The organism is Halomonas sp. M20, from assembly GCF_020622265.1.
Classification (GTDB): Bacteria; Pseudomonadota; Gammaproteobacteria; order Pseudomonadales; family Halomonadaceae; genus Modicisalibacter.
Window position 1 is genome coordinate 340,440 of the sequence record NZ_JACNMQ010000004.1, and the last position, 12,058, is coordinate 352,497.

Annotated in this window: 11 protein-coding genes; all 11 read left to right on the forward strand. The window is 62.5% G+C overall.

Annotation, left to right across the window (positions count from 1 at the left end; translation table 11 throughout):
• Window positions 1-103: 103 nt before the first annotated feature.
• The 11 genes from H7850_RS12885 to H7850_RS12935 are packed head-to-tail and all read left to right on the forward strand — an operon-like array spanning window position 104 to window position 12,057.
• Window positions 104-367: a phosphopantetheine-binding protein gene (locus tag H7850_RS12885; RefSeq protein ID WP_227369937.1), complete on the forward strand. Its 264-nt coding sequence runs from the start codon at window positions 104-106 to the stop codon at window positions 365-367.
• Window positions 368-387: 20 nt separating this feature from the next.
• The gene (locus H7850_RS12890) at window positions 388-966 is read left to right on the forward strand and encodes a hypothetical protein (RefSeq protein ID WP_227369938.1); all 579 of its coding nucleotides are present in this window, start codon (window positions 388-390) and stop codon (window positions 964-966) included.
• Window positions 959-2,746: an AMP-binding protein gene (locus tag H7850_RS12895; RefSeq protein ID WP_227369939.1), complete on the forward strand. Its 1,788-nt coding sequence runs from the start codon at window positions 959-961 to the stop codon at window positions 2,744-2,746. Before H7850_RS12890 ends, H7850_RS12895 begins: the two co-directional genes overlap by 8 nt.
• Entirely contained in the window at window positions 2,746-3,510 is a 765-nt protein-coding gene (locus H7850_RS12900; RefSeq protein WP_227369940.1) for a glycosyltransferase family 2 protein, read from the forward strand. Before H7850_RS12895 ends, H7850_RS12900 begins: the two co-directional genes overlap by 1 nt.
• On the forward strand, window positions 3,507-4,460 hold the full coding sequence (locus tag H7850_RS12905; RefSeq protein WP_227369941.1) for a glycosyl transferase: 954 nt from the start codon (window positions 3,507-3,509) through the stop codon (window positions 4,458-4,460). The genes H7850_RS12900 and H7850_RS12905 overlap by 4 nt, the downstream gene beginning before the upstream one ends.
• A complete protein-coding gene (locus tag H7850_RS12910) occupies window positions 4,450-6,030 on the forward strand; it encodes an HAL/PAL/TAL family ammonia-lyase (protein WP_227369942.1) in 1,581 nt (526 codons plus the stop codon). The genes H7850_RS12905 and H7850_RS12910 overlap by 11 nt, the downstream gene beginning before the upstream one ends.
• Entirely contained in the window at window positions 6,020-6,631 is a 612-nt protein-coding gene (locus H7850_RS12915; RefSeq protein WP_227369943.1) for a LolA family protein, read from the forward strand. Before H7850_RS12910 ends, H7850_RS12915 begins: the two co-directional genes overlap by 11 nt.
• Window positions 6,615-8,972, forward strand: coding sequence for an MMPL family transporter (locus H7850_RS12920; RefSeq protein ID WP_227369944.1), 2,358 nt, complete (start codon window positions 6,615-6,617; stop codon window positions 8,970-8,972). Before H7850_RS12915 ends, H7850_RS12920 begins: the two co-directional genes overlap by 17 nt.
• Before the next feature lie 22 nt (window positions 8,973-8,994).
• Complete coding sequence (locus H7850_RS12925) at window positions 8,995-10,269, forward strand: NAD(P)/FAD-dependent oxidoreductase (protein ID WP_227369949.1); 1,275 nt, start codon at window positions 8,995-8,997, stop codon at window positions 10,267-10,269.
• Between the two features lie 10 nt (window positions 10,270-10,279).
• The gene (locus H7850_RS12930) at window positions 10,280-10,876 is read left to right on the forward strand and encodes a DUF3261 domain-containing protein (RefSeq protein ID WP_227369951.1); all 597 of its coding nucleotides are present in this window, start codon (window positions 10,280-10,282) and stop codon (window positions 10,874-10,876) included.
• The gene (locus tag H7850_RS12935; RefSeq protein ID WP_227369952.1) at window positions 10,873-12,057 is read left to right on the forward strand and encodes a beta-ketoacyl-ACP synthase; all 1,185 of its coding nucleotides are present in this window, start codon (window positions 10,873-10,875) and stop codon (window positions 12,055-12,057) included. The genes H7850_RS12930 and H7850_RS12935 overlap by 4 nt, the downstream gene beginning before the upstream one ends.
• The last annotated feature ends 1 nt before the right edge of the window (window position 12,058 follow it).

The window sequence follows — 12,058 nt, forward strand, 5'->3', positions numbered from 1 at the left end:
TTGGTCATCTTCATGCCCCAATAATTGCACATGCCCGCAAAGGCCCGGAAAATGAACGCTCATTCGGCCTCTATTTCAACCTTGATGGACAAGGACATCGCCCATGGCGAACGCTCTGGAACTTGAACTCAAACACTTGATCATCGACACCCTGGAACTCGAGGACGTCACTCCGGAAGATATCGGCCGTGATGAACCCTTGTTCGTCGAAGGGCTGGGCCTGGATTCCATCGACGCTCTGGAGCTGGGACTGGCGCTGCAAAAGACCTACGGCATCAAGCTCGAAGCGGATAGCGAAGAGTCCCGTCGGCACTTTGCCAATCTGAAAAGCCTCGCCGCTCTGGTGGAGGAGAGACGCGTCGACTAATGCGAAAGAAGACGTAGCGCATGACCACTCCGATGAACGCCCCACATCGTGCCCACCGCCCTGTCCCTGCCTCGTTGTTGCTCGGGCTGATGCTGCTGGCCTGGCCGCTGCTGGTGTTCTTCCTGCTGCCAAGAAATGGCGGTTTGCTGCTGCTGGCATTGGCAGTGGCCCTGATCAGCTGGCGACTCCCTCAAGGATACAAACGCTGGGGCCTTTTGTTGGCGTTCGTCGTAGTAGCCCTGGCGCTGGCGGGCCACGTGGATATCGGAGTACGCGCCTGGCCAGTGCTGATCAATGCTTCGCTCTTCATTCTATTCGCCTGGAGCCTGCGCCATCCACCGAGTCTGATCGAGCAGCTGGCCCGGCGGCAGGAACCCGACCTTCCACCCAGCGGCGTGCGCTATACTCGTAACGTGACCGTGCTGTGGTGCGGCTTCTTCCTGGTCAACGGCAGCATTGCTCTATGGACCGCGCTCGATGCGGATATAGGGCTTTGGACCCTGTACAACGGCGGCATTGCTTATGGGTTGAGCGGCGCCCTGTTTGCCGGTGAGTGGTGCATTCGCCAGCGTGTGCGCAGCAAGGTAGCCCATGACTGACGTCTCTCTTCTCAGCGCCCCCTGGCGCAATGCACCATCGGATCGACCGATTGGCTGGTACTGTGCAGCGCCGCCATCCCAGGCCGCGGTGCCCTGGTCGATTCTGCATGGCCGTATTGGTGCCTGGCAGGCACTGCTGGATTCTCTAGCGCCGCCAGGTCAGCGTTGGCTCCTGCACTTGCGCGCGCCCCTGGAATTTGCCGCTGCCCTGATCGCCTGCTGGGAGCGCGGCGATAGCGTCATGCTGCCCGCGGATGACCGGCCGGAAACCCTGGCCGGCGTGGATCGTGTGACTGAGGGGCGCCTTGGGGATGCGCCGAGGGGGCACCGTGCCGGCCCTGATGCCGGAACGCCGCGTTGGGGAACACTCGACACGGATGCGCTCGCGCTCTCTTTATACACCTCCGGCTCCAGCGGTGACCCTCAGCGTCTCGATAAATGCTTTGCCCAGCTGGACGCGGAACTTTCCGTGCAGGCACGCCTCTGGCCCTTGAAAGGACGACTGGTGATCAGCCAGGTGAGTCATCAGCATATCTACGGCCTGCTGTTTGCCATCTTGCGGCCGCTTTGCGAACGGGCTCTCATGGCCATGAGCCTGTGCCGCTACCCGGAAACCCTGAGCGACTGGTTGGCGCGTCTAAGCAAGCTGCGTCATTCAACCTCTACAGGCTTATCGTCTGATACACCGAACGTGCCTTCCGGCGTGGTACTCATCACCGCGCCGCCCCCGCTCGAACGTTTACCCGAAGAGCTGGACTGGCGAGCCGCGCCCCAGATGCTGTCGCGCATACACTCCTCCGGCGCGCCGCTGTCCCAAGCCGCCAGTGAACACGCCTTGAGGATCCTGGGAGTACCGGTCAGCGAGATCTATGGCAGCTCCGAGACCGGCGGCATCGCCTGGCGTATTCAACAGCACAATGCATGCTGGACGCCTTTTTCCGGCATCGAGATTCGTGACGATGACCAGGGCACGCTATGGCTGCGCTCACCTTTTCTGGATACTGCGGACTGGCAGCGTCAGGCTGATCGTATTTCTCTCGAGACGTCGGGTTTTCGCCTGCTGGGCCGCGTCGATCGTATTCTCAAGGTGGGGGGCAAGCGCCTGTCCTTGACGAGCATGGATCGCACCCTTGGTACTTACCCCGATGTACTTCAAGCACGCACGATCGCCCTGCCAGAGCGTGACACCCGCCTGGGCGCCATCGTCCAACTGGAGCCGCAGTCGATACCCCAGGATCACACCGCCCGGCGCGCGCTGACAGAAGCTCTGCGTCACCATCTGCTCGAAACGTTCGAGTCGACGGTAATACCGCGCTACTGGCGCTTCGTCGAGGCCTGGCCCTCCAACTCCCAGGGCAAGCTCTCCGGCACCGTTGTAGCGCATCTTTTCCGCGACCTGCAGAGTCGCCGCTTGCCGCGCTGGCTCGGGGTGGAGTTCGAAGGCGATGAGCGCTGCCGTGTGACTCTGGAAGTTCCCGAACGGCTGATCTATGTGCAGGGGCACTTCGATGCAAAGCCGGTGGTGCCAGGCATCGTCATTGTGCAGTGGGCCATCGAACTTGCCCGGGAGCATCTGGGCTTGCAAGGCGAATTTCACCGTCTCGAGCGGATAAAGTTTCCTCGATTGCTGTGCCCTGGCGACCGCGTCGAACTTCTTCTTTTTTTATCCCCGGTTCCGCCCGGGGGCGAACGGAACGTCAAGCTGGTATTCACCTTGAAGGGTCGGCAAGCCACCCATGCCAGCGGCAAGGCCCTCTTTTCAAGCATTGGAGATAGATGATGTCGAGCGTCCCGCCGGCTCGCCCCTGCGTGCTAATTCCCGTTTACAATCACGCCGCAGCGATTACCGCAACCTGCGACGGGGCACGCCATTTGGGAGTTCCATTGTTGCTGGTGGATGATGGCAGTGACATGATCTGCGCCGACGTACTCGACACCCTCGCCCAGGCACAAGACGTTCACCTTGTGCGCCTGCCGAAAAACCGCGGCAAGGGCGCGGCAATCAAAGCCGGGCTTCGCGAGGCGGAACGCCAGGGCTTCACCCATGCCCTTCAGATCGATGCGGACAGTCAGCACGATGCCAGAGATTTCCCGGTATTCCTGGAGGGATTGACCGGCGATCTGCAGGAGCTACGGATCGCCTATCCACGCTTCGATCGAAGTGTGCCCCGGCATCGCTTCTACGCCCGCTACGCCACCCATGCCCTGGTATGGCTCAATACGCTTTCCTTCACCCTGCGTGACACCATGTGCGGGGTCAAGCTGTACCCGGTTGCCGCGGTCAATCGTCTGGTGGCGCGCCACGGCTGTGGCGAGCGCATGCAGTTCGACACAGAACTCCCGGTGCGCTGGCTATGGGCCGGGCTCCCGGTGGCGAATCTACCGGTGCGAGTCCGCTATCCACTGGATGGCGTGTCGCATTTCAATATGTGGCGGGACAATGCGCTACTGGCCGTCATGCATGGGAGACTATTCTGTGGCATGCTGCGACGCCTGCCACGACTGCTTCTCAAACGACAGAGAACACTGAACCACGTCTCATGAGCCACTCTTCCGACGCCTCCCACCACTGGGCACGCATTCAGGAATCCGGCTCCGTGGCCGGCATGCGCCTCATGGTGTGGATTCGCCGTCATCTCGGGCGCCTGCCCTTTCGGGCAATGCTCGGTCCGGTCATCCTCTATTACTATCTTGGTCGAGCACTGCCTCGACGCGCGTCGCGCCGATATCTCGAGCGTATCTGGCCATTGTATGCCGGGTCGCCACCGCGCTGGAAACGGTGGCTCGGTCTCAAGCATTTCATGGCCTTCGGCCAGTCCCTGATGGACAAGGTGGATGCCTGGAGTGGCATACCTGTTGAAGTGTACGTGCCCCAGGAGGATCGCGCATGCCTGGATCAGGCCATTCGCAGTGGCCGGGGTGGCCTGATGCTGGTATCCCATATCGGCAATCTGGAAATCTGCAGCGCCATGAGCGATAACCGGGAGGATTTTCATGTCACCCAGCTCATGCACACCCGCAATTCGCAAAAGTTCAACCAGCTGCTCGATCGTTCTATCCTGAGACGCGGCCCGGAGATCATCGAGGTGACCGAGATCACCCCGGCGACGGCCATGGCCCTGGCGGAGCGCATCAACGCCGGCGGATTCGTGGTAATCGCCGCGGATCGTGTGCCGATCAACGAAGGCGGCCGGGTACGCCATATCGATTTTCTTGGTGCATCGGCGCCGTTTCCCGAAGGCCCCTTCTGGCTGGCGGCGTTGCTACGCTGCCCGATCTATACCATGAGTTGCCTACGGGAAAACCAGGCGCATCGGATCGAGTTCCAGCCCTTCGACGACACCACTCATCTACGACGGGCCGATCGCGAAGCCTGGCGCGAGGATGCCATGCAGCGTTACGTTGCCTGGCTTACGGATCAATGCCGCCGCTACCCGTTGCAGTGGTTCAACTTCTTTCCCTACTGGCAGGTGGATGACCGACATGCTGGCTGATCGCCACCCGACTATGCTGACACTCGATGGCAGCGCCGTTGAACTCGAGTCCGTACTGACCGTCGCTACAGGTCACACTCGCGTTCAGCTTTCGGATTCAACGGAATTTCGCGAACGTATCGCCGCCGGGCCGGCCTTTCTCGATCGCCTGCTTGAAGAGGATGGCGTGGTATATGGGGTCACCACCGGCTACGGCGACGCCTGTACCCGGGCAGTACCCATGGAACAGCACGCGGAATTGCCCCGCCATCTGTATACCTTTCACGGCTGCGGCCTGGGGGAGATTCTCGACATCGAGGCCGCCCGGGCGGTGGTGCTAGTGCGTCTGATATCGCTTTGCCGCGGTGTTTCAGGGGTCAGCCTTAAGCTTCTGGAGCGGCTGGTATGGCTGCTCGAGGAAGATGTGATCCCGGTGATTCCCAGCGAGGGCTCCGTAGGCGCCAGCGGCGACCTGACCCCGCTTTCCTATCTGGCGGCGGTGCTGTGCGGCGAGCGCGAGGTGTTCGATGGCGGTCGGCGGCGCGCCACCGCCGAGGTATTCGCCGAGCGTGGCCTGACGCCCTATCGCTTGCGCCCCAAGGAGGGCCTGGCGCTGATGAACGGTACCGCCGTGATGACGGCCCTGGCCTGCCTGGCACTGGGTCGCGCCGAACGGCTGTCGCGCCTGGCCACCCGCATTACCGCCATGAACAGCTGGGCGCTGGAAGGCAACCCCTACCATTTCGACGCGGATCTGTTTGCCGCCAAGCCCCATACCGGGCAGCAGCGCGTCGCCGCACGTCTGCATCAAGACCTCGCTCAGGACGCTGGACAGGGCGGCGACGCCGAAACACCGCGCAACTCCTCGCGGCTGCAGGATCGCTACTCGATTCGCTGCGCGCCTCATGTCATCGGCGTGCTGGAAGACAGCCTGCCCTGGCTGCGCAGCTTCATCGAAAACGAACTCAATAGCGCCAACGACAACCCGTTGATCGATCCGGTCGCCGGCAAGGTCATGCACGGCGGGCATTTCTATGGCGGCCATATCGCCTTCGCCATGGACTCTCTCAAGACCCTGGTGGCGAACATCGCCGATCTGCTCGATCGGCAGCTCGCGCTGTTGGTCGACACCCGCTACAACCACGGCCTGCCCGCCAATCTGAGCGGCGCCAGCATGGAGCGAGCACCGCTCAATCATGGATATAAAGCCGTGCAGATCGGTGTCTCCGCCTGGACCGCCGAGGCGCTCAAGCTGACCATGCCGGCGAGTGTCTTTTCCCGCTCAACGGAGTGTCACAATCAGGACAAGGTGAGCATGGGCACCATCGCCGCCCGGGATGCGCTGCGAGTGCTCTCCCTGAGCGAGCAGGTGGTCGCTGCCCTGTTGCACGGCGCCTGCCAAGCGCTGGATCTGCGCTGTGCGCTTGGCCCTTGTGCTCAGAATTCTCGTCTGCCGCCGGCCCTGGCGGACTTTCAGCGTCTGTGCCGGGAACGCATTGCCTTCATTGAAGAGGATCGGGCCCTGGAAAGCGATCTGCGCTATCTATGCGCCCACCTGGCCGACCTGGCGGAGGGAATGTATGTGGACTAGTTGGAAGCCGTTGCGTCGAGCACTCGTATTGCTGCTGCTCTTGCCCGGCCCGGCGCTGGCCTTCGAACTGACCGATCTGCAGGGTCGGTTGAATCAGACCGAGGCGCTCAAGGGCCGCTTCGAACAGCAGCGCTATCTCGCGGATCTCGATACCCGGCTGAAAAGCACCGGTCATTTTCTCTATGAGCGGGACACTCGAATGGTCTGGGTGCTGGAAACCCCGGTCGAGGATCGCCTGGTATTTACCGCCGAAAACGCGGTGAACGGCACGGATGAGAATTCTGCCGCAAGCGCCGGCAACGACCGCCAGCGCCAGCAGGTCGGTACGCTACTGCTACAGCTGCTACAAGGGGATTGGCAAGCCCTGCAGGAGCGCTTCACCCTCGATGTGGCCGGCACAAACGAAGCTTGGCAGGTCACGCTCACTCCAAAGGCCAGGGCCCTGCGCCAGCGCTTCACTCGCATCGAGCTCAAGGGCGCCGATTATCTCGACAACGTCGCGCTTTACGCCGCCAACGAGGATGTACTCAAGGTGCGCTTCTTCGATCAGCAGCCTTTCGATCCAGCGGCCGCCGAGGCAGGCGATGGCCCCAACCGCTGAACCGCAGCCGAAAAAGATGGCGTCGCTTTTGCGCTTGTTCGCCTGGCTGTGGGCGCTGGTGTTGCTTGTCTGCATTCTCGGCCTGGGCTGGCTTGTGCGGGATGGCCTGCCGGTAGATACGCGGCTGACCGCCATGCTGCCGGAGGATCACCAATCCCCTCTGATCGAGCAGGCCAACGGCCAGCTCGGGCGCGGCTTCGAGGATCGCTTCGTATTGCTGCTCTCCTCCTCGAATTTGAAGGCCGATACCCGAACGCTCGCCAGCACGTTGAGCGATGCCGACAAAGCCGAGAACCACGGTACACCGCTGCTTGCCGAGATCGACTGGCGGGATACCGATCTGATCGACAGCGATCCGCGCCAAGCGTTGGATCGCTACCGTTATCGTCTTCTGACGCCGGAACTACAGCAAATCATCGATCAGGGTGGCAGTGAATCACTGATCGAGCCGGCTTTGCGCAACCTGTTCTCACCCACAGGACAGCCCGACCCGGTTGCCGATCCTTTCGGCCTTCTGGAGCGCTGGCTCGAGGCCCGGGATGGGAGCCCGGTTCAGGCCCGAGACGGCCTGCTCACCGTCACCCTTCAGGGCAGTACCCATGCCTTGCTGATCGGCGATCTGGCCGGCAGCCCCTACGACATTGGCGCACAGCAGGCCATGACTCGAATCCTCGAGGAGTTCGAGAGGGAACATCCCCAGGCCACTCTACTGCGCTCCGGGTTGATCTTTCACGCCGCCGCCGGCGCCCGCCAGGCCAAGCGGGAAATCACCACCATCGGGCTCGGCGCTTTTATCGGCCTGGTCACGATTTTGCTGCTGGTGTTTCGCTCGCCCCGGGTGTTGGCCCAGATGATGCTGCCCCTGGCCTGTGGCCTGCTGCTTGCCCTACCGGTGACGATAATGCTGTTTGGCCGTTTGCACCTGATGACCCTGGCCTTCGGCGCCAGCCTGATTGGCATCGCCATCGACTACGCCCTGCATCTACAGTGCGATCGCGCCGTGCACGGGCGCAACTTTCGGCTCGGCCGGCTGTTGCCGGGCTTGACCCTGGGACTGGCCTCGAGCCTGCTGGCCTATCTTGCCCAGACCCTCACTCCCATGCCGGGACTGCGCCAGATGGCTACCTTTGCCGCCCTCGGGCTGCTCGGCGCCTGGCTGAGCGTGGTGCTATGGCTACCGTGCATGCGCCTGCCCAGTCCGGCGGCCACCCGACGCCTCGCGGACATGCTGTGGCGCCGAACGACCCCTCGTCGCGGACTCACCCCCAAAATTGCACTGCTCGGGCTGCTGATTTGCGGCGCCCTGATCGGCTGGCAATTGACCAGCGACGACAGCCTGCGCCTACTCAATCCGTCTCCAAAAGCGCTGCTCGACCAGGAGCGCCAGGTGCAGCAAGCCCTTGGCAGCGATACCGGCAATCGCTATCTGCTGGTCACCGCCACCGACGAGGGCGCCCTGCTAAATCGCCTTGCGGCCCTGGGGGGCACGCTCGATGACTGGATCGACGAAGGCGTCCCGTTGAGAATTACAAATCTTGCCGACAGCGTACCGCCGCCCCGGGTGCAGCAAGAGAACCTATCTCGCGTGAAGCGCTTGTACGAACAACCCCTGGACGCATTGGTGCGGCAAGCGGGCCTCGATGCCCGGGTCATTGAGCGTGCCCGAACGCGCCTCGACGACGTGCCGGTTCTCGATGTCGCTACCTGGCTAGCTTCGCCTTTGGGGACCTCCCAACAGCGACTGTGGCTGAGCCAGCCCGAAACCCAGGACAGCACTCTTGTCGCCGCCGCGCTGTTGCTGCAGTTCACTGGAGAAGATGATCAGGCACCCGCGCTGGAACAACGATTGCAGACGCTGGCCGCTGACGATGACGACGTCATCTATGTCAATCGCGTGGCGCGTATTGGCGAGCTGCTCGGTCAGCTGCGAAAGAATATCGTCTGGTGGGTGGCCGCCGCGGTGGCGGCACTGAGCCTATTGCTGACCTGGCGCTATGGGCGCGATACCTGGCGGGTATTGACGCCGCCCCTGGGCGCCCTGTTGGGCACCTTGTCGCTGTTTGCCCTAGCCGGCATTCCGTTGAACGTCTTTAGCCAGCTGGGGCTGCTGCTGGTGTTGGGCATCGGTCTGGATGCAGGCATTTTCAGCGTCGAACACAGCCGCCGCGCCTCGACCTGGCTGGCGATCAGCCTATCGACCTTGACCAGCCTGCTGGCTTTCGGTTTGCTGGCCTTCAGCGCGACCCCGGCGTTGCACTATCTGGGGCTATCCTGTCTGATTGGGCTGGCGATGGTATGGTGCCTGGTACCCTGGGTGCGGCCCAGCCGCGAGCACTCCTGACAAAATTCGGTGGAGAAAACCCATGACACCTGAACACGCTCCTGGCTTCGATACTGATGTCATCGTCATTGGCGCTGGCCCTGCCGGCGCAGCCGCCGCCTCCCAACTGGTAGGCCTGGGCCATGAGGTGCGGGTATTGGAACGCAGTCAATTTCCGCGCTTCTCGATCGGTGAAAGCCTGCTGCCCCAGTGCATGAGCTATCTCGAGACCGCCGGCCTGCTCGAGACCGTGCAGGCCGGCGACTACCAGCTCAAGAATGGCGCCGCCTTTACTCGCGGCGCCAAGACGACCGCCATTGACTTCCGCGAAAAGTTTACCTCGGGCTGGGGCACCACTTACCAGATCGAGCGAGCAGACTTCGATCAACGCCTGATCGGGGCCGCCGCCGAGCGCGGCGCAAAGGTGGACTTCGGCGTTACCGTGACGGATGTTCGGCCCGACGACCAGCGCCCCCAAGTGAGCTACGTCGATGAGAACGGCAAGACGACGACCCTCACCGCCCGCTTTCTGTTGGATGCCAGCGGCTACGGCCGAGTGTTGGCGCGCAAGCTGGGACTCGAGCGGGACCCTCGCCTGGAGCCGCGCATGGCGGTGTTTACCCATGTAGAGGATTATATTGACGATCCGGACTACGATCGCGAGAAAATCCTGATCGGCGTACACCCCGAGGATGCCACCATCTGGTACTGGCTGATTCCCTTTGCCAACGGCCACGCATCAGTAGGCGTCGTCGGTGCCATCGAGACCTTAGCACAGTATGGCGATAGCCCCGAAGCGCGCTGGCACGCCTTGATCGACGCGGAACCCCGCTACCGCCAGCTATTGCGCAACGCCCGACCGGTGCGTGCTTTTAGCGAACTCAAGGGCTATTCCGCGGACGTCACCAGTCTGCACGGGCCCGGCTATGCCCTGCTTGGTAATGCAGGCGAGTTTCTCGATCCGGTCTTTTCCTCCGGGGTGACCATCGCGCTACGCTCCTCCACGATGGCTGCCCCGCTGGTCGACCAACTTTTACGCGGCGAGAGCGTGGACTGGCAAACCCAGTTCGAGACACCGCTGCGCCAGGGAATTGCCACCTTTCGTGCTTTCGTCGATGCCTGGTACGACGGGCGGCTGCAGAGCATCGTCTTCAACGAGACGCAGCCCGATAGTCTCAAGCGCATGATCAGCGCGGTTCTGGCAGGCTATGCCTGGGAACAGGACAACCCTTTCGTTACCGCCGCGGACAAACGCCTGACGACCCTGGCCCAGCTTTGTGGCTACAGCCCGCGCCAAGCCCAATCCAGCCCTGCGTAAAGAGACGTGCATGACGAATCACCTGTTTACTCTATTGCGTCCAGTAATGCTGTTGGCAGCACTTCTGGCGCTGCTGAACGGCTGCTCGCTGCTGCCTTCGACGGCCCCCTCGCCGCGCTTCGCGAGCCTACCTCTGACCGATACGCTCAAGCGCCGCCTGACCTTTACGCCGGAAGAAGAGCCCGACAAGGCGCGCACCCTGATTGGATTGATTCGCCTTGAGGAAAGAGAGCTGCGAGTGGTGTTTCTGACGCCCTACGGTCAGCGTCTGACCACCCTGGTCCACGACGCGGAAGACAGTCGTTTCGAGGAAGGCGACGTGCCCGAGAAAATGGTGAAGGACGCATTCCCCGCCTCCCCGGCGTGGCTGGCATCGCGGCTCGAATGGAGCCTTTGGCCGGTGAATGCGCTTGAAGAGGTCTTCATCGATAGCCCCTGGACGGTGAGCATTACGGGGGGTGTCAGGGAGATTCGACGCCATGGCACCCTCATTGCTCGCATCACACCGGCGATGACGGATGCCTCTCGGGAAGAGACGGTAATACTCGACGACCGTCAGGGGCGCTATCGTCTGCGAATTGAGCCGCTTGAGGAGCCCACTTCATGAGTCGACAGGAAAAACACACCGCCATGCCTTGTCGGCTCTCGGCCCCAGGCGTGGTGTGCAGCCTGGGAGACAGCCTGGACGCCATTGCAGCCGCCCTGTTCACCGGTCAACGCGGCCTCGTGCCAAGCGATGCCTATACTCCCGGGCGCCCATTGCCCCTGGGAAAGGTGACCAGTGCGCTCGTTGATGACACCGACTGGCCCACGGAGCATCGCAGCTACAACAACCGGCTGCTGGCCACGGCCCTGCAGCGCCTAGATACATCGTCGCTGCTTGCCAACTATTCGCCTTCCCGCATCGGTGTCGTCATCGGCACCAGCACCTCCGGCATCGGTGAAACCGAACAGGCCCTGGAAATTTCGGGCCGGGAAGGGCCGCTTCCCGACAATTTTCGCTATGCGCAGCAGGAACTCGGCGCGCCGGCGCAGTTCGTGGCACGACGACTCGGGCTCGAAGGCCCGGCCCACGTACTCTCTACCGCCTGCAGCTCCAGCGCCCGAGCCTTGGCCAGCGCGCGGCGCCTTCTGCGCGCCGGTGAATGCGATGCGGTGATCGCCGGCGGTGCCGACACCCTGTGCCGCTTGACGGTCAACGGCTTTGCCAGTCTGGAAGCGGTCAGCGACGACCCTTGCCTGCCCTTCTCCGTCAATCGCAGCGGCATCAATCTTGGCGAAGCCGCAGCGCTGTTCGTTGTCACTCGTGAACCCGGCGGCGTCCAGCTCGAAGGTGCCGGGGAAAGCGCCGATGCCTATCACATCTCGGCGCCGCGCCCGAATGGCAGTGGTGCACTGGCAGCCATGGGCGCCGCGCTGACCCAGGCCGGTCGTGATATTGGTGAAATTGACTATCTCAACCTGCATGGCACTGGCACCCCTCAGAATGACCTCATGGAGTCCCGGGCGGTAGCCGATCTGTTTGCCACGCCGCCGCCCTGTAGCTCCACCAAGGCGCTTACCGGCCACACGCTGGGGGCTGCCGGGGCCCTGGAAGCGGCCTTTTGCTGGCTTGTCTTGCAGCACGGCAAACTGCCGCTGCACGTCTACGACGGGCATTACGATCCGGCACTCCCCTACTTGCCCCTGGTCGAGGACGTCAGCGCCAGAGCGCCGCGACATGTGATGAGCAACTCCTTCGCCTTTGGCGGAAACAATGCTTCGCTGCTTTTAAGTAAGGCTGAGTGAG